An 18,488-nucleotide genomic window follows, 5' to 3' on the forward strand; every position below is an offset into this window, starting at 1 on the left:
CTTACATTAAAAGGTTTAAGTATATTTTTAATTGATCATTACTGCGCCATTCGATCCAAAATATTTGGTTATTTCTGGTTATGTTTTTAACCTGTAACCAAGTGTCCTGGATTTTCAGTACTTCGATTTCATCATCAGATTTCCAGTTTTTTATATCTAGTATTTTGCCATTAATTGCTTCACGCGGAGGATTTTTTTTAGGATCCTTCGTTTCAATACTAGTTATCTGATTCTCCAAAAAATCCTTCCAGCTATAAAATAAATAGTTTTCTGAAGGTTTTATATAGGCATAATTATTTTTGGATGTTACTACCTTGTAAAACTTATCATTTTTTTCTACACAGCTGAAGAAAAGAATACCATAATCTGCCTTATTAAGAAGAGGAATAATATCTTTTCCTGGTTGTGCTTTTTTTATTTTAATATGAGATAAGGATTTATCAGTATACAGAACAATATCCTTATCCGTTTTTACTAATTGTACCAGACCTATCCCAATAGTTTGTATTAAATCATCATTCTGATAATTTAGCGCTCTTTTCTCCTGGCTTTTAAAATTATTAAAAAATAATAAAACAAACGCTATGAGTGTATAAAGGGAAAAATTTGTTTTTATCATATTTGTTATCTTAATCCTAAATGGAAATGATCCTGGTGAACTGAAGTCGCCTTACCGGTAGTATGCTTGATATCTTTTTTATAAGCATAGTTTTTATTAAAGCCCCATTTGGTTCCCACCAGGAGTATATTTTCCAAAACTTCAATAAATTTCTCTTCTGTTTTATAGGCTTCTTTTGCATCACTCCATAAAGTTTGGCCACCGTTTGAACTACCCGGATATCTTATGTCGATGTCATTTCCTGCTTCATTATGTCCGGAGTGTCCTATATTTCGTCCATCATTTGCAGATATATCATTGAAATACAAGGTTTCAGAAAAATTATTTTTAGGTAATGAATAAAAGAATCCTAATAATGCTGCACATACATCTTCCGCAACCCAGTTATCGCCTCCTCTGTCTCTCGTTCCGAATCTACCCCAATTAGGTCCTGTCTCTGGAAAAGGTAATAGGTTATGCTCATTTTTCTCCAGTGTAATTGTTTTCACTAATTGGTTATTGTCATAGATATCATATTGGTATTTTTTAGATGTATCGCATTTCATAACCTTAGGGCAAGTGTATTTATCTACATCAATTTTGTATTTATTAATATCTCCTGCCACTGCTTTAACTTCGTCACAACACTTTTCACCAAATTCTTTGAGAAATCCTTTTTTAAGATGTAAATGATTTGTTGGCCCTTTTAATTCTTCCTGATAGAATTGCTCATATTTTTTCAAAACATGATCAAGTGCTTCTTCTCTTTGACCATATCCTGCTCCCGGTAAACTTGCCCACTCAGTTCTACACTTACTGATGGCTCCTTTGATATCGTCTTTCTTAATTAAATCTAATGCTTTTTTCTTTTCTTTAATCAGGTATACACAATATTTATCCTGGCTTTCAGGTGAAAAATCTGTGATACCATGATTGGTTCTCCATGTTGCAAAACCATTATCCTGCCAATTCTTTTTTGTAATCTGGTAGGCTCCGGCGGCTGAAGAATAGTCATTTATTTGATCTATCCAGACCATTACCTTAGGGTGGTCACTGAAATCTTTTCCATGATCTTTTAATGTACTTCCTCCTACAATTCTTGAATAACCTCCTTCATCCTGTGTACCTTCACCCACCCTTAGCATTCTCATGAATGCTCTTACTTTTGCTTCACATTCACATACTCCGTCTTCATTTTTTCCTGTTGATAAGGATTCTCTTCCAACTTTTACCGCAGCTTTGTTTTCTACCATATTAGGAAGGCTGGCAGTTGCATATAAGATAGCCATATCGGAATGATCAAGATACACTGCCCTTTCCTTGGCTTCTTTTCCTTCTCCTTCTGTTACCTTGATAATGGCGGAAATTTTAAAATAATTTTTAGGCTTTCCTAATTTCGCAGGATCAACTTTTAATATAAGCTCACCTTTTTTATTGATTTTGCCTGTTTGTGTATTGAAAAAAGTCTCTTTAGAAAATTTTTCTTTTACGTCTTTCCAGTCTTTCCATTGTCTAGGACTCCATGCTATTCCGAAATATATGTCTGATTTTGTAATAAAATGCACCTCAACATTTTTGTCTACCATATTGATGGCGTAAATTTTAAAATAGAGCGGAGTGGTGATGGGGGAGTTGTATCTTTTCTCAGTGTCTGATGCATCACAAAAATAAGCATCCACGATTTTGGGAACATCAGAAACTATAAGAGAAGAGGCGAGTGCCTTATCTGCATCCTGAATGATGAGCGAGGGGTTTGTGGATTTCATTTTAAAGAACAATTCTCCTTTTTTAGTTACTCCCTTGCTTTCTATTTTATGTTTTATAGAGTCATCTAACGTGAAAGGCCAGTAAACCGCTGTAGCAGTTTCATTTAAAGTTCCTGTCTTCTCAAAAATAATATTACTTCCCGTGCTGTCATTATCGTATACTTCCAGCTTTACTTCCTCACCTTGTAATCCCTCATATCTTACATAAGCAGATATATCCTGGCCATAGCCGGCCTCTTTTATAATATTCCCGCTGCTTCCGTCATTATCCATCCATTTTGCAGTATCCGCAATTACTTTGGGCTGAATAACATCCAAAGATAAAGGCTTTTCACAATTTCTACCTCCCATACTGCAATTGATAGTATATTTTCCGGGAACTAAAAACTTATATGAAAATTTTTCACCTGTGCCTCCTGCCGTAACCGGACCTGTGATCTTCCAGATAATAGGTCCGTCTTTTGAAGCATTGTAATCTTTAATAAGCATCTTGCTTATTTCAAATAAAATATTGACTCCAACTTTTGGTTTTTTATCATATTTTATTTCGGTGACCACATTATTTTTTACTTCGAAGCGCCAGTCGTCATCTTCGTCTTTTGCTCGTTTTCCCGTAGCGTTGGCAACTTTGCTATAGGCTTCCACAACATATTTTCCAGGCACCATAAGCAGATTGCCAGGTATTGTAATGCTTTTACCTGTGCCCTGTAATATTCCGTTTAAATTCCACTTGATCTCTGAAGACTCATCTGAAGTAAGGTCATAAAGAGGATTGTTTCCGAAGTTATATTTCATTTTCGAAACACTGAATGACATGGCGGTTCCCGGTCTTACTACTTCAGCACCATGGCTTATTCCGATTACAGCATTACCCTCAGTTTCTCCGGACATTTGTTTTTCTATAATGCTTCCTGTATCATTTATATACCGGGCGATAATAGTATATTTTGCCTGGGTATTTTGAGGAGTAAACGTCAATGTATCTCCATCTTGAACAGCATCCGTAACAACATTTCCGCTTCCATCAAGTAAAGATAATGTAAGTCTTGATTTTTCTTCTTCAGTGAGATCAGGAATAAAAAATTTAGCTTTAAAGACAGAAGGAACACCCCGTCTGAATTTTCTGTTTTTAGAAGGATCAATCCTTGTCGAAAAATCTCCTGATGTACACTCTATATCGAGCAGAGTGTTTTCTACCACTTCAATATCGATTGAGCATGAAGGGTCACATTTGTCATATTTTCCTTTTTCAAAATCAGGACTTTTAGGCTTCCCATATCCTTCTACTCTGAATTTGCCTGTTTCCGCAAAGCTCTGTGAAAACTCAGTTCCGATTTGTTCTTTGAGAAGAATCCTGTCTTCTTTTTTACCCTGATGATTCTTGTAAATCATCCAGGAGGTAAGCTGCTTGTTTCCGCTCTTCAGGTTGGCTTTGAAATCAGTTTCTTCATTTTTTCGAAGATAAATGATATCTTTTTTACCTTTTGAATCGATTTCTTTAAAATCTTTTCTGTTTTCTATTTTTGTAAGCGTTATAGAAGTAACTACAGGATATTCCTCTTTTTTCTTAGGCTGTGCTACTGCAGGATTTACCATGGCAAGCTCTAAGGGATTGGTATTATCTGCATGTGCGTTACTTACAGAATCGGTCTGTCCATGTTTGTCTATGGTTATTTTGCCCCCAACCATACATTGCAATTCGGATATTTCTGTAAGAGTATTTTTGCCCATTACCTGTGTGCTTTCATAGGTTTTGCTCCATTTGGGTGCTGGAGCCAAAGCGCAAGGCAGGTTGCCTCCGGCAGAGGGCTTAAGGGTACATTTTCCGAAGGTTGCTACCGGTGGATTGAAGGTTTTGTCCTCTTCCGTAGCAGCCAGCTTACTGCTATCGTCATTAAGAACAATTATTTTATGAGTGGTTACTTGAAGGTCAGCGGTTTGTTTTGGATTTTCAGCTTTATCACAAACACATTTTGCATTATGTACGACAAAGTATTTTCCATCGTGATCACTTTTAGCAGCGTTCTCTTCTTTTTTCTGCTCTTCTTCCTTCTTTTTTTCCTCTCCTTGTTTTTGTTCGGCATTTTTTTGTTCTTCAGCAGGGTCGGGTGGAGGAGTTTCTCCATTCATCTCATATATTTCCTCATTTGACGGAGTCAGGAGATTAAACCCCGGATAGGGAACATTCGGAACCTTTGGGTCAGCGCCTGCATTTTGATCATGGTATTGTTTGAGCTTAGTCCAGTCTTTGATACCCAATTTTTTGGCTATATCCTGTAACGTCTCACCGCTCTGTACCTTATATGGGATGGAAGCTGCCATATCGTTATTTTGTTTGTATGGTTATAATGTGTTGGTAATAGAATTTATCTTCTACTTCTATACAGACATCGGTTTCGGCTGATTCAATCCTTGCTGTTTTACCCGTGTAGCTGATATTATGTTTAAAATCTGCATAGAGAGGAACGTTTTCTTTCTCAAAATCAACGGCATATTCATGTTGATGAATATATCTGATAACGTCATTCATAATTTCCTGGGCATTATCTATTTTAGGTTCAAAGAATAGGGTGTTTTTTTCCTTTTCATAGAAAGTTTCTCCCCTCCATTGTGATGTCCCGATCGGAAGTACCTTCCAGGAAGTGTCATATTGCCTTTTATTGTTGAATTTTTGCATACTGGCTTCAGCAACTTTCATGAAATGGAGCTCTCGGATAAATTGCATAAGTTTTTCTTCAGTTTCTGTAGCATTGAAAAAATGATTCCGGATATGATCTGTGCCTTCTCCACTATAAACAGATCGTATTTCTGAGTCCGTTTTTTGTATGCGTTTTTTTATCTGATTTATATTGTGGATGCTAAGTTTGTAGTTTTCTATTTTACAGTGAATAGGAAATAATGCTTCCATATAACTGTTTGATATTTCAAGGAACTTCGTATCTATTTTTTTATTATTTACTTTAAGATTCGTCCTGCTGATAGATACATCATAATCTTCATCCTCTTTGGTTTCTACGTATAATGTATAAGACAGTAAGGCTTCATGTTCCTCTCTTCCTATTTTCACGGTACATTTATCCTGTAAAAAATAAGTGGATGTAGGGAATATGTCAGCTTTAGAAGGTATCATTGCGTTCTTATAAATGTGGTTAGAAAAACATTCCTATTGATGTTAGTGATTAAGAGCTTTTATGGCCTGAGCATTGTTAATCGTATATAATGCAAAAACTGAAATAATACTTAAAATATATAATACAAACAGTATCAATAATTTCATTGTTTTTTTGTTGTCCTTTTCCTTTCGTAAACTCAATATCTGAATTAAAAAGAGGATAGGATAAATAAAAGCCATAGCTATAAAAAAGACGAAAAGATAAGTCATTAATAAAGAAAACACGGCGTGGAGGTTTGAAGTGTCAAAGCTTCTGTTGAAATAGGTATGTGCTGGTTTATCCCAGTAATAAATAAATGTAAGGATAGCAAATGCCACAAATATGACTACCTGAATATTGAAAATTTTTTTCCAGTTTTTTATTATAAAATTATTTATCATAATCCGTTCGTTAGTTATATCATTGAGTTATTTTCCTGCTACATACCCGAAGTATCCGTCTTCAAAAGGATCAAAAGACACAGTCCATACCTTACTGATATCCCCCCATGTAAATAGGGTCAATATCACTTTTTCATTTTTTTCATCTAATGTAACTCCTTTAAGTCCTACCCAGTGGTTAGGAATCGTAAATGTACCTTTGCTGTTATTCTGAAAATTACCGGCAGTAATAAGGAGGCCAATACTATAGCCGCTGGTGAGAAGCCCGGACAATTCATTTGCCGAATTTTTTGCACTTGCCCATTTACTTGTCACAAGGTTGGTCTCATTTTTCACATCAGTGTAAGAAAGAATGTTCTTCATCATGCTTGCCACTTCGTGAGGAAGTGTGAGTCCAGTACCTCCTTCTACAAAACCGCCTGCACTTGTACCGTCGGGATCGTAATCAAAAACACTATTCAAATAGTCCTTAATGGTGAATAAAAATATAAAGTCAGCATAAGACATTTTTCCACCATTGCTGTTATTCGGATAGCTGGCATCGGAATCTTTCACTTTGATAAGGTGCTCATCCTTATCCAGTTTAATTTTATATTGAGTAGACGGAACTATAGCTTCACCCGTACGGTGCATGTCTAAAATTATTTTTTCGTAATCAGAGGGTTTCTGGATAGCCAGAAAGTGCCCGATCAGTGCAATAGCACACATTGAGCTTTGTCCCTGATCTATATCTTTTCCGGTATTCATCCTTTGCTGGATTTCCGATTTTAATGTTTTGCGGTCAAAAAACCGGAATCTGTTGTGTTTGAAAAGGGTTAATTTTCCTTCATTATCTACATCGTTGATATATGCTTTGATCTCCAGATTATTTCCACATCCGTTGGCATCATTAAATGTTATACTGATTTCTTCACCAGTATTGGGACCTTCCAAAGCATTTTTGTAGAATTTACCTGTTTCAGTATCTGTATAGCTAACCGCCCACCGAATCATACTAGGATCCTTTGGTGCATCGTTGGTATATGTTTCTACTTTGAATGTATAGGTCTTTCCGTATACAAGCCCTGACTTTTCCTTGATCGTTTTACTTCCGTCGTTTAAAGAACCATCATCCAGGTCAGAAATCAGCTTAATACTTTTGACTTGCGTTGCCTCAATCCCTTTTCTGGGAATGTTGGTCTTTTCATCAAATACTACACCTGCGCCCATGGTTGCTTCTAGTTTTTGTATTATTGTTCAAACTCAAAATCTTCTTCCTTGTTTGAAAGAACATCATAAACCACATTGCCTCTTTCGGTTATATAAAAAATATCCCTGTTTCCTTTATCATATCTGATATAAGCAATGAGATCCTGGTTGTGACCGTCTAATCCTTCTCTTCCAGCCTTATACTGTTGATTCAGAACATCTGTTTTTTTATAGATATAAACAGAATATAACTGATAGTTCTTTATATCTGTCCCTGCTGTTTTGTCATCAATTTTCTTTTTCAATTTTTCATATTCATCAACGTCGTATGAAAAATTTCCTTCAACATAAAAATAGTCGATTCTATTTTTATTTTCTCCTGCTTTAAACTCGTAGTTAACGGGAGATAAAGCAACTAACTGAAAGTCTTCCGACTTGTTTTGGATACATGCCACAAATAATGTTAATAAAATGATTAAGTTTTTCATGATAAATTTAGTCCTTATCGGAATTGCCATTTAAATCTACGCTTTTTTCCATTTCTGTAATGAAAGGTCTTGCCGTTCTGTAATGCTGTAGAATATACCAGGCTTTGAAAAAATCTCCGGTATGGTATTGCGGGATAATGTCACCACCATGTTTTACGATATCATCCCAATCCAGACCATAGTGATCGTAAAACGTATATTTCAGCTTTCCGCTCCATACTTTGGTACATTTGTTATAAGAATAATCCAGGATTTCTGCTTTGGCACTCCATACCTGATGTACTGTAATCCCTAATCCTGACACTTTATCCCAGAATGACGAAAAATTTAAAAGTCCCATCGAAATAACTCCCATTGCAGCTGGATCATAATTACTTTTTTTCAGCTCCTTTTTAAAATCCGTTAGAAACTTATTATGATAAGTGATAAAGGCATCATTGCCTGCAATTTTTTTATTCAGAACATCACTCTTATAAGTTCCACCTGTGCCCTTTTTAAACCGATCCGACATTTCCAGGGCTACAGTTTCCATATCACCAATAGATAAAGACTTCATCAGCTGATCCAGATATGCTCCTAATGTTGCATCATTTAATTTAAAAACCGGATCATTTTGTATGGAGGCGGAAGATGCCGGCTTATCGGCAAAATACATATCTTCGGCCTTTGTTCCGTCAAAATTGAATCCAGGATCCCTTTTGGCCTTGCCAATCAGCTTCTGGCTTATTCGGACTACCCCTTCTTTGCATCCTTCATCACCTTTTCCATCTTTTCCGAAACCTTGTAATATGGCACGTTTCTGACTTGAGAGCTCAAGATTTTGCTTCGTAGCCTCAATAATTACATGTTCCGATTCTTCATTGGAAACTTTGCATAGATTAGTATAGTTATTACTGACCTGTATATTGATATTATTAGCTTTTTTTACAATGGCCATATCACTGTTTTTAATGTGAATTTCCTTGCTCTCCGCTTTGAGATTTTACGGTTTTCTCACTTTGTAAGATCATATTTTCTTTAGTACTCACAACGGTAACCTTTTCAGCATAAGAGTCGCTCTTTTTGGACTGAACATTTCTTTCATTTTCAGCAATCTCTGTTCTCATATCAGAAGACTCATGAATATTTCCTGTAGCAGTTTGTAAAAGGTCTCTTCCGGCTGTATCAACCATGTTTACTCCCGCATTCGATACGATATTGACATTTGCTGTAGCAAATATATTGCTGCCCGCTATGGAAGTAATATCATTTCCTGCGGACATTCTTATATTGTTTCCTGCAGTAAAGGTCATATCTTTTGGGGCATTCACAATAATGCTTCCTTTTCCATCCATAAAGTAGGTATTCCCACTCGGATCTTCTATGTAGATACTTCCTTCTGCGTCATTAAAAATTACCTTATTTCCACTTCGCGTTTGTATCGATTTTATATGATTGTTAACGCCTCCTCCTAAACCAACTGCTCCATGAAACATTCCACCCATGGCGAAAGGGAAGTCGGGATGATGATATTCAAAGCCAACCATTACCTGATCTCCAACTTCCGGAATCGCTACAAACCCTCTGTTTTGAGTGATTACATCTGTCCCTCCGGCATCAGGGCTCATCATTCTTATAAAATGAGTGGTGTCATTTAGCTGCCAGTCAAATTGTACTTGTATCCGTCCCTGATTTAACGGATCTGTATTGGAAACTACTGTGGCAATCTGTGGTTCTGCACTTGGGGTAATAAATTCCGGTTTTGGAATAAATCCGGTCCCCTCGGCTATTGCTTCAAATGATCCTGTATAGATACCTCTGGTATTAACTTCATGAGAGACTTCAGTGATCATAAGCTTGGTGAAATAAGTCGTCTGGTTGCTATCCGGTTTTCTCATTTCTATATCTGCAACACAACCAGGATGTAAAAAAGGAACAGAGGTTGTCCCTGATACGGTAAAGACTTCTACTGCAGCACTTCCTGCAGCACTTTTTTGGGAATCATCAACATTTAACGACATATTGGCATTAATTGGAGATGGGTTCAGTGAACGGGTTTTATAGATGTCATTATTAAGATCATAAGCTTTAGCAGCAAGCTGTCCCAAATGCTTTATGCTTGCAGATGTACTTAATAATTTTGTGTGATTACTGCTGTTATATCCAAAAAACTCCGGTTTAGTATGCACCGCTCTCAGTTCCACGGAAACATCACTTACATTACTTCCGTAAGTAAGGCGTATGGGTTGATCTTTGGGTGGAAGTTTACCGAAATACAGTGTTTCGCCATCATAATAGAATTGCTCTCCGTAGGTTTCGGCAAGCCTCGCAAGGTAATTGTAATGGGTTTCCTTGTACTGGGCGCTGTAATTAATATAGCTTTTGTTCTGGGTATCAACTTTATAGTCAAATTTACCTGAATTAAGGGTCTCCTTTAAAATCCTGTCGGCAATGATAGAAGTATTCACCGGTTTATCACCGCCAAAGCTTTGTGTATGTGGAGCGGAATCCATTAAAATAGTAGGGCTGTATCCTTTCAGAACAATATTGCCTAAACTCATTTTTTCCTGACTAAAAGCCACTTTGGTAATGAGTCCGACGAAAGTTTGTTCAGGACTCTCATTTTCAGCATCCTTATATTTAAAAACGACCGTTAAGCGTTTTCCGAGAAACTGCTGAGCCTGATCAAGCTCATGATTTTGCAAAGACCCTAAAGAATCGTGAGCTAAGGTCAACTCAAAGCTATGATGTCTTCTTGTACTTTGCTGTAAGCGGAAGTGTTTGAAATGGTTAATAATTTTACCTTCAATCACTACGTCCAGCTTCACCACACGCTGTACTCCTGCAATATGATTTTCAGCAATTTTATCTGCGTTGGTAGTCTTATTTTTCATTCTTATGTTTTTGGTGTTCACTTACTAAATTAGAAATGTTTTCCAATTCAAGTTGATTAATTTTGTTAAATTTTAAAAACTGTAGTAGAATTACGACTTTTATAGATGTAAAGGTTTATTTTATAATCGCTATATTGAAAAACAAGTATAAAATATTTTATTTACTAACTGAACAATTTAAGTGACCAAAGAGAATGATTAATTGTATAATATTCTCCCGGAGAGATAAAAAGATCATCCATAGGGATGATCTTTTATGTATAAATGTTTGTAGGCATTGATTATGCACCTGGCCAGATACCTTCATAGATACCGTTACCATAATGAATTTTTTCTGCACTTACGATGAAGCTGATCAGCATACTGTTGTCATCCACAGCATCAAAGTCTACTTCATGTTGAATTACATATCCGTTCTCCCATGTTAAAGTAATTAATGTTCCTTCTTCGTGAGATTTGTTGAAAGTAACTTCACCTGTTGTAGGCTTATATTTCCCGTTAAGTAAACTTTCTAAGATGTCAGATTTTTCTGTAGCCTCGATCGTTAATTTGATGATTGCATTGGAAGGGTCAGAAGCTACACGGCCTGAAACGTCTGTAGATCTTGATACGCTGTAGTTAAGCTTTAATAATTTCTGACCTTCACTTCCGTTGAATTTTAAGATTCCTCTTGAATTTGCTGCCATAATGGTAAATTTTAATCGTTATTAAATATTATATAATTCAGTGATTATGTAGCAAATGTATAGTACTTTAATCGGACTCAAAAATTTTTAAAGACAAGATTTGATTTTTGTAGTGGTTCTACGATTTCATGTCGTAGTTCTACGATATTTTGTCGTAATTCTACGATTTATAAATTTTAAAGATCCCTGTAATCATTCTGTTAAAGGGATTTTGCGTTATAAATAGATGAGCTGGGTCTTGATAACTTTCCTTCCGAGACTTTCCAGTACACTTTTATAAGTTTCAATTTGACGGTCATTTTTTTTAGTGACTTCTCCGGTTTTAAAATCTACAATGATATAATCTTCACCATTTTTCAGAATTCTGTCGGGCCGGTAAATTCTGCTTTCCCCTCTTTCGGAGATCATGATATCTTTCTCGTTGATTACTTCCCATCTTTCGTCAAAGAATTCAGCATGAGTTGTAACGATTTCCTGAAGCGTTTCCTCAATTTCATTCTTTTCAGTTACTGTGATTTGCCCTTCCAGAAGGTAGCTTTCCAATACTTTCTGAATATCTTTTTTAGTATTGATCTTAGATAACAGTTCGTGAACGAAAAGTCCTATCCTCACTTTCTCATTGCGAACCTGATAGTTCTTGGATGGTGTCGCTATTTTTACAGATGTATTTTTTTCGTTGATATTTTTGAGATTCCTGATATCTTTTGTCCTGAAAGATGAGGTTTTGGCTTTAGAGTTTTTTTTGAGCATTTCAGGATGTACCTCATAAAGATCAAATTCATCAGACTGTTCTGTATTTTTACCTTGAATAAATTCCAGGATTTCGAGATTATTTGAAGTTTTATTTTGTTTCTGAATATAGAAAAACAGCTGTTCTACAGGACGAGTAGTGGCGACATACTGAAGACACAACCTGTCTATCAGATTTTTATAGGAATTCTTCTTATTGAATTTTTCAATTTCTTCATCATAGACTTCCAGGCTTTTGCTAAACTGATTGATATTAACAGATTTCAAAGCTTCATTGCTGTTGGTTTCAAACCAGTTGGAAAATTCAGCATCACGGTTTTTATTCATCATAGGAATAAAAACAACCGGAAACTCAAGTCCTTTGGCTTTATGAATCGTCATGATCTGGATAGCATCAATATTTTCTGAGGCCTGAATGGTATATGTGGAGGCTTCTTCATCCCAGTATTTTAAAAATTCTTTAGTGCTTGCTCCTGCATTTTGAGTAAAGTTAAAGAGCATTTCAAGAAAGTTTAACAGGAAGTCGGTTTCTTTATTATCAAAAGAAAACTCATTAATATAGTACTCTACAAAATTGTATAAATTAAATCGGGGGAAGTGATCTTGTTTTAGTCGTAAAGCATATTTGTTTTGGATAAACGGGAGGATGTCATCGTGGGATTCAATATCCAGAATTTCTTTCATACTCAGGGTAAAATCTGGCATGTTTACTTTTCCCAATTTATTCAGATAATACATCATCATGATTAAATTGGTTTTGTTTTTAGGATTGGTTTCCCATTTTAAGAACTCAATGACAGCCTGAATGGTATTTGAGAGTTCTAGCGTCAGTCCTTTATCTGATATGGTTTTAATATTGGTTTCTTCTCCTTTATACCTCACTTTCAGGTTACCTAGCTTCTGTGAATAGCTGAAAATATCAAAATTGCCACGACATAGAATAGTAATATCTGCAAACCTGAATCCGTTGTCAAGACAATCCTGAATGTCTTTCTGCATTCTTTCGGAAGTGTCATTGTAGAAATCCTCATTGGTGAGATTTTCAATAAGATTTACTTTTACCCTTCCATCAATTTCTGATTTAGGATTTTGTTCGGCATCCGTCCCAAATATATTCTTATGTTCCTCTTCAAGATTTAAGGCATGAAATTGATACAGTTCATTATTGAATCGAACAATATTTTTTGCACTTCGCCAATTATCTTTTAATACAAGAAGTTCGGCTTGTTTGGGAGAAATTTCTTTTTTGTTGATAATGTCCAGCATGAGCTTGCTCTCACCGCCCCTGAATCTGTAAATACTTTGTTTGGGATCACCTACCAATGTAAATGTTGTATTCTCTGTCGAGACACTATGGTCTCTTAATGGGACGAAATTTTGCCATTGTAATTCCGAAGTATCCTGAAATTCATCAAAAAAATAGTGCTGAAACTGGGAGCCTACTTTTTCATAAATAAAAGCCGAAGGTTCATTTTTTAGGTTTTCATTGATGAGAATATTAAATTTAGAAAGGAGAACAAGATCATTTTCCTCTTCAATTTTTTTTAATTCATCCTGAATGTCCTTGTTTACTTTTAAAGGAAGTAATGCAGATAATATTTTCTCCTTTTTCTGTGTTTCAATATAAAGAAGAATAAGCTGCATTCTGTTTTCTAATAATTCATCAAGAATTTCTAGAATTTCAGGTTCTTTACTTTTTGATTTTGAGGCGGCTCCTTTTCTGTAATTATTAACCACAGAGTCTTCCTGAGTTGTCGGAAAAGGAAAACCAGGTCTCTTCTGATGGTAAAAATCCAGAACTTTAGTAAAAAATCCTCCAATACCGTTTTTACCTTGTGCAAAGTCCTCAACATCGATATTTCTTGATTTAAAAAGATCAATAGATTTCGTAGCGATTTCAACAGCTCTTTTCTTATTAAATACAATCTCTTTCCGGATAGTATTCTTTATATTTTCATAATTGGAATCGTCAAAATTGGTGTTGCTTTTCAGCTGTTCATAGTGAATATCTTTTACAAACTCTTTTGCAGAGTCATAAAGGTTCTTGTTAAGATTGATTCGCTCGTTATTTTCGAGGCTGTAATCCACATAATCCATGAAAGAATTTGATATTGCATCATTCTCACCGATCTGATCAAGCATTTTGTCTACAGCTTCAATGAGGAAAGGCTCTGCTTCAATCTCGAGATTAAAATTTTTAGCTAACCCTAATTCGTAAGAAAAACTTCTTACCAGGCGGGAATTAAAACGATCGATGGTACCAATATTTAAGGTAGAATAATTATGAAGAATATAATCCAGTAATTTTTTAGACCGGATGTGCAATTCATCAATGGTTATCTTTAAACCTTCTTCTTCAAAAACTTTCTGAATGTTTTTTAAATCATTATTATCAGCGAAGTTGCTTGCAGAAAAGGCTCCCAACCAGGATAAAATTCTTTCCTTCATCTCATTGGCCGCTTTGTTGGTGAACGTTAATGCCAGAATATTTCTGATGGCATGCTGCTGATTAGGATAACGAAGACAGATCATCAGAAGCCTCTGAACCAGCGCATAGGTCTTTCCGGAACCGGCGGAAGCATTGATTACTGTATAAGAATTTTGCATTTTTTTAGATGAATTGAAGATGCAAGTTAGCTAAAATTTAAATGAAATTTTAACAATTGAAAATGGTGCTTTAACAAAATCAGAATGGAAAATCAAAAAAAATGCTAAAACGAGTTAACTGTGGTTAAACTTGTGGAAAACATTAAAAATAAGTTTAGATTTGTTTTATAAAAAAACTTTCCGTGAAATTAAAACTACTTTTTCTTTTATCACTCATTTTCTTCATTCAAAAAATAAAGGCACAGGATTATCTTTTCGGAAAAATAACTTCAGAAGAGCATATAGAAATGCCTGATGTTACTGTAATCAACATAAGAACTGATGAACGTGTAACCACTAATGCTGATGGACATTTTATGATCTCAGGCAGGGAAGGAGATGAACTTCGATTTATAAAAAGCGGTTACGAAAGGATGAACAGGAGAATTACAAAAGACAATATTTCAGCTCCTCTAAATATAACGTTAATCCGGCAGACTACTCTTATTGAAGAGGTCGAAGTAAAGAAGGGACTCACAGGCGACCTGAAAGTAGATTCTAAAAACCTGAACAGACCCAGAAAAGTAGAAAAGTTAACCCAAGATATTGACAAATACATTGCCCAAAAATCTGATCCGAGAATCCTGGCGGCAAAAGCAGGAGAGTTTGTCCAGCCAAAAGGACAAGGGTTTTCAATCGGGAAAGTGAAAGATAAGTGGGACGATGTGGACCTCATGCGTTACTTGCGTGAAAGCCTCGGAGATCAGTATTTTATAGATTTAAAAATAGATAAATCTTTAATCGAGCATTTCATTTATTATGTCTTAAGATCAGGTTTTGAGAGGAGACAGATCCTTAAATACGGTTTTTGCAGTGATGCAGACCTGATGAGATTTCAAAGAGCTGTACTGGCTAGAATTTCCTCATATCGCGCTCCTCAAACCCAGAGATAATCTATGAATGTTTTATGATTAAAAATACTTTGTATATCGTACCGTGCTTTGCTTTTGCCCATTTTTATTCGCAACAAAAGATTTCAGGCAGAGTAGCGGATGAGAATAATAATGCTCTGGCGTCTGTTCTTATCTACAATATTTCCAACAACACAAAAACTCAAAGTGATTCTTCCGGTCAATTTATAATTGAAGCTAAGGAAAACGAAGAGATCCGCTTTTTAAAGCAAGATTATTACCGTGTTGATAAGAAGATCAATAAGGAGAATATAAATTTACCATTAGATATTAAACTCCTCAAGATTGAAACTCTAATTCCGGAAGTTGAAATTCCTTATAAACCCACAGGTAATCTGGAAAAAGATAGCAAACATTATGATCAGGCAAGGAAGACCCTTGTATTGAAATCTGAAATGGATGCCTATATGAGAAGCCCTTTGAAAGAGCCATTACCCGAGAACAAAATTCCTAAAACCTTTAGTGGACATGATTTTAATGTAGGACAGGTCGATATGGTCAAATTGTTTCTCACGGGTATAGGTCTTGTAAAAAAAGCAAGCCAACCCAAAATTACCAAACCTGATTATTATGAAACCCAAAATTTCATTAACAGGCTTAAACTGGAGATCAATTTAGATTTTCTTGTAGAAAAGGGAATGAATGAAGAGCAGATAGATGAATTTCTGGTATATGCTAACGATAAAAGGTATCTTGCAAAAAAATACAGGAAAACTTTTAATAAAAGCGTGATCGTATCGGAATTAAGAATTGCTTTCATAGAATACGACAAGACCCACGTAATTAAAAATTAATAGTGCAATAAAACAATCATAATTAAATGAAAAATATAATTTTATTTATTGTTTTGTTTATATATGGAATTGCCTATTCGCAACAGATCGTTACGGGGAAAATAACAGATGATAATGACATTAATCTTGGATCTGTTACGGTCATCAACCTTTCAACAGATAAGAAAGTCTATAGTAATTCTTCGGGCGAGTTTTCTATTGAAGCTTCAAAAAATGATGAATTAAGGTTTGTAAGACCTGGATATGAAAGGATTTCTAAAAGAGTTTTTGCAGATGGTGTTGATTCTCAACTTTTCATAACAATGATAAAAATTCCTGAAGAAATAGAGGAAGTAGAGGTAAAGAAATTATCCGGGTACCTGGCTAAGGATTCAAGAAGTGTTGCTAAAGTTGACAAAGGGGAAATTGTTCAGCAGGCAGTGGGCCTTCCACAACCTGTTGGAAAAATGAGGGAAAAACCGGCAGAAGTAAAACAGGTACTACTTCCGATACTTTTAGGGCAGCTGAATGTTCAGGGAGCCTTTGATCTCATCAGTGGAAAAGCAAGAAGACAAAAACGTCAATACAGATATGACGATCTGCAGGACAATATTTTATGGGTGAGGAAGAGAGTGGATGATGATTATTTTACTAATGCAGGAATTCCTGCGGAAAGAATCTCGGAATTTATAGAGTTTTCTTTTGTTATCAAACCACAGGCCCGAACTTATGTAAAAGCAAGGAATCTCTCGGGGGTGCTGCTGAGATTAGAAGAAACTATGCCGGCATTTTTAGAACGATTAAAAAAGGATTGAACGATTTGTTAAAGAAATCTTAAAATTACGGAATAGAAATTGATGTATCCGTTCATAAGAAAATTTAAATTTAAATGACCAATCAATCAAATTCACAAAATTTTATGAACAGAAATATCATAGTAATGGCTATTGCAGCCATTGGTTTTGTTCTTGGACTAGGACTACTGGGAAATGCTATTAAAAACAGAAATAAATCTGAAAATACAATCTCTGTAACTGGATTGGGAACAAAGCAATTTACATCAGACCTTATCACATGGTCCGGAAGTTTCTCAAAAAATAATTTTGACTTAAAACTTGCTTACGACGGGCTGCTTGCTGATAAAAAAGTGATCAATGATTATCTGATTTCAAAAGGAATAAAGCAAAATGAAATTATTTATTCCTCAGTAGACATTCAGAAACAATTTCGTAATTATAATGATGCCAATGGAAATAGTGTCCAGGGAGAATTTTCAGGATATAACCTAACGCAGACTGTTTCTATAGAAAGTAAGGAAGTGGCTAAGATCGAAAGCCTTTCAAGAAATATTACAGAGATTATCAATCGGGGAATAGAATTTACATCCTCTTCGCCATCTTATTTTTATACAAAGTTAACTGCTGTAAAGCAGGAAATGATCGCTACCGCTACAAAAGATGCCAGAGAACGCGCGGAAAAAATTGCGGAAAACTCAGGAAGTGGTCTTGGAAGTTTAAAAAAGGCAACCATGGGAGTTATCCAGATCACTGCACCTAATTCAAATGAAGATTATTCTTATGGTGGGGCTTTTAACACAACCTCTAAAGAGAAAGTGGCAAGTATCACGATAAAACTGGAGTATGAAGTGAATTAATAGGAACTGTAATAAACTTATTGACCATTTAAAGTTCTAAAATGTACGATAAAATTAAAGCCGGCAGATTGTGCTGGCTTTTTATATTTTAATGATAAACAACATCATAAATTTCTTCTTTTATCTTTTTAAGATCTGCAGGAGAATAATTAGCCAGCAACCATAAGTCTAAAGGCTGCTTACCTTCCCCGTAACTTGGCTGTACATACATTTCTTCTATTAATGAGAATCCGTTTTTCTGGTAAAAAGAATATCGTCTCTGAGCATCTTCCCCGATATGGGCTGGTTCAATTTCAAGAATAATCCTTGGATAATTTTTGAATAAGTATCCTGTAATATGAGAACCTAGTTTCTGGCTTCTGAACTCTGCAAAAACCTCAAAATGTTCTACGAAAATGTAATCGCTTAATTCCCAGAAAATAAGATATCCAATCACTTTAGATTCGTGCAATACAGAAATAACCTTCACATGAGGATTGCTGAATAACTTTACAAACTGATCCCAGTCTCTTCTTTCATCCTCGGGAAAGGTTGTGGAGTAGGAGTGATAAATATCTTTTATTTTGTAGTCTTCCGGTGAAGTTATAGGTAAAAATTCCATA

Annotated in this window: 14 protein-coding genes; 4 read left to right on the forward strand and 10 right to left on the reverse strand. The window is 35.4% G+C overall.

The window, feature by feature from the left end:
* Position 1: 1 nt before the first annotated feature.
* From ACNFU2_RS16635 to ACNFU2_RS16675, 9 genes are all read right to left on the reverse strand, one after another.
* Complete coding sequence (locus tag ACNFU2_RS16635; protein ID WP_273650595.1) at positions 2 to 619, reverse strand: hypothetical protein; 618 nt, start codon at positions 617 to 619, stop codon at positions 2 to 4.
* A gap of 5 nt (positions 620 to 624) precedes the next feature.
* On the reverse strand, positions 625 to 4,686 hold the full coding sequence (locus ACNFU2_RS16640; protein ID WP_306615052.1) for a PAAR-like protein: 4,062 nt from the start codon (positions 4,684 to 4,686) through the stop codon (positions 625 to 627).
* A gap of 4 nt (positions 4,687 to 4,690) precedes the next feature.
* Positions 4,691 to 5,494 (reverse strand): hypothetical protein, encoded by an 804-nt coding sequence (locus tag ACNFU2_RS16645; RefSeq protein WP_273650597.1) that lies wholly within the window; start codon positions 5,492 to 5,494, stop codon positions 4,691 to 4,693.
* Positions 5,495 to 5,944: 450 nt separating this feature from the next.
* Entirely contained in the window at positions 5,945 to 7,126 is a 1,182-nt protein-coding gene (locus tag ACNFU2_RS16650) for a hypothetical protein (RefSeq protein ID WP_273650598.1), read from the reverse strand.
* A gap of 20 nt (positions 7,127 to 7,146) precedes the next feature.
* Complete coding sequence (locus ACNFU2_RS16655) at positions 7,147 to 7,593, reverse strand: hypothetical protein (RefSeq protein WP_273650599.1); 447 nt, start codon at positions 7,591 to 7,593, stop codon at positions 7,147 to 7,149.
* Between the two features lie 7 nt (positions 7,594 to 7,600).
* Positions 7,601 to 8,530, reverse strand: coding sequence for a DUF3289 family protein (locus ACNFU2_RS16660; protein WP_273650600.1), 930 nt, complete (start codon positions 8,528 to 8,530; stop codon positions 7,601 to 7,603).
* A gap of 10 nt (positions 8,531 to 8,540) precedes the next feature.
* Entirely contained in the window at positions 8,541 to 10,466 is a 1,926-nt protein-coding gene (locus ACNFU2_RS16665; protein WP_172284350.1) for a type VI secretion system Vgr family protein, read from the reverse strand.
* Positions 10,467 to 10,747: 281 nt separating this feature from the next.
* Positions 10,748 to 11,152: a type VI secretion system tube protein TssD gene (gene tssD / locus ACNFU2_RS16670; protein ID WP_172284349.1), complete on the reverse strand. Its 405-nt coding sequence runs from the start codon at positions 11,150 to 11,152 to the stop codon at positions 10,748 to 10,750.
* 216 nt (positions 11,153 to 11,368) lie between these two features.
* Complete coding sequence (locus tag ACNFU2_RS16675; protein WP_418122364.1) at positions 11,369 to 14,509, reverse strand: UvrD-helicase domain-containing protein; 3,141 nt, start codon at positions 14,507 to 14,509, stop codon at positions 11,369 to 11,371.
* 182 nt (positions 14,510 to 14,691) lie between these two features.
* Here ACNFU2_RS16675 and ACNFU2_RS16680 point away from each other — a divergent pair, with 182 nt between their 5' ends.
* The 4 genes from ACNFU2_RS16680 to ACNFU2_RS16695 all read left to right on the forward strand — a co-directional run bounded on the left by ACNFU2_RS16680 (position 14,692) and on the right by ACNFU2_RS16695 (position 17,886).
* Complete coding sequence (locus ACNFU2_RS16680) at positions 14,692 to 15,441, forward strand: hypothetical protein (protein ID WP_418122366.1); 750 nt, start codon at positions 14,692 to 14,694, stop codon at positions 15,439 to 15,441.
* Between the two features lie 14 nt (positions 15,442 to 15,455).
* Positions 15,456 to 16,253 (forward strand): hypothetical protein, encoded by a 798-nt coding sequence (locus tag ACNFU2_RS16685; RefSeq protein ID WP_418122368.1) that lies wholly within the window; start codon positions 15,456 to 15,458, stop codon positions 16,251 to 16,253.
* A gap of 26 nt (positions 16,254 to 16,279) precedes the next feature.
* Positions 16,280 to 17,047 (forward strand): carboxypeptidase regulatory-like domain-containing protein, encoded by a 768-nt coding sequence (locus ACNFU2_RS16690; protein WP_418122370.1) that lies wholly within the window; start codon positions 16,280 to 16,282, stop codon positions 17,045 to 17,047.
* A gap of 104 nt (positions 17,048 to 17,151) precedes the next feature.
* Positions 17,152 to 17,886, forward strand: a complete 735-nt coding sequence (locus ACNFU2_RS16695) for an SIMPL domain-containing protein (protein WP_345990820.1) — start codon at positions 17,152 to 17,154, stop codon at positions 17,884 to 17,886.
* An 88-nt stretch (positions 17,887 to 17,974) separates the two neighbouring features.
* Here ACNFU2_RS16695 and ACNFU2_RS16700 read toward each other — a convergent pair whose 3' ends face one another.
* On the reverse strand, positions 17,975 to 18,487 hold the full coding sequence (locus ACNFU2_RS16700; protein ID WP_411250169.1) for a GNAT family N-acetyltransferase: 513 nt from the start codon (positions 18,485 to 18,487) through the stop codon (positions 17,975 to 17,977).
* Position 18,488: the final 1 nt, after the last annotated feature.

The sequence above is a fragment of the Chryseobacterium sp. PTM-20240506 genome, assembly GCF_048296755.1.
Lineage (GTDB): Bacteria > Bacteroidota > Bacteroidia > Flavobacteriales > Weeksellaceae > Chryseobacterium > Chryseobacterium proteolyticum.

Bases quoted from the DNA above. Each gene is read 5' to 3' on its own strand.
- ACNFU2_RS16695 (WP_345990820.1), top strand. From the start codon at position 17,152: ATGAACAGAAATATCATAGTAATGGCTATTGCAGCCATTGGTTTTGTT.
- ACNFU2_RS16685 (WP_418122368.1), top strand. From the start codon at position 15,456: ATGATTAAAAATACTTTGTATATCGTACCGTGCTTTGCTTTTGCCCAT.
- ACNFU2_RS16690 (WP_418122370.1), top strand. From the start codon at position 16,280: ATGAAAAATATAATTTTATTTATTGTTTTGTTTATATATGGAATTGCC.
- tssD (WP_172284349.1), bottom strand. From the start codon at position 11,152: ATGGCAGCAAATTCAAGAGGAATCTTAAAATTCAACGGAAGTGAAGGT.
- ACNFU2_RS16660 (WP_273650600.1), bottom strand. From the start codon at position 8,530: ATGGCCATTGTAAAAAAAGCTAATAATATCAATATACAGGTCAGTAAT.
- ACNFU2_RS16635 (WP_273650595.1), bottom strand. From the start codon at position 619: ATGATAAAAACAAATTTTTCCCTTTATACACTCATAGCGTTTGTTTTA.
- ACNFU2_RS16665 (WP_172284350.1), bottom strand. From the start codon at position 10,466: ATGAAAAATAAGACTACCAACGCAGATAAAATTGCTGAAAATCATATT.
- ACNFU2_RS16640 (WP_306615052.1), bottom strand. From the start codon at position 4,686: ATGGCAGCTTCCATCCCATATAAGGTACAGAGCGGTGAGACGTTACAG.
- ACNFU2_RS16675 (WP_418122364.1), bottom strand. From the start codon at position 14,509: ATGCAAAATTCTTATACAGTAATCAATGCTTCCGCCGGTTCCGGAAAG.
- ACNFU2_RS16650 (WP_273650598.1), bottom strand. From the start codon at position 7,126: ATGGGCGCAGGTGTAGTATTTGATGAAAAGACCAACATTCCCAGAAAA.
- ACNFU2_RS16645 (WP_273650597.1), bottom strand. From the start codon at position 5,494: ATGATACCTTCTAAAGCTGACATATTCCCTACATCCACTTATTTTTTA.
- ACNFU2_RS16655 (WP_273650599.1), bottom strand. From the start codon at position 7,593: ATGAAAAACTTAATCATTTTATTAACATTATTTGTGGCATGTATCCAA.
- ACNFU2_RS16700 (WP_411250169.1), bottom strand. From the start codon at position 18,487: ATGGAATTTTTACCTATAACTTCACCGGAAGACTACAAAATAAAAGAT.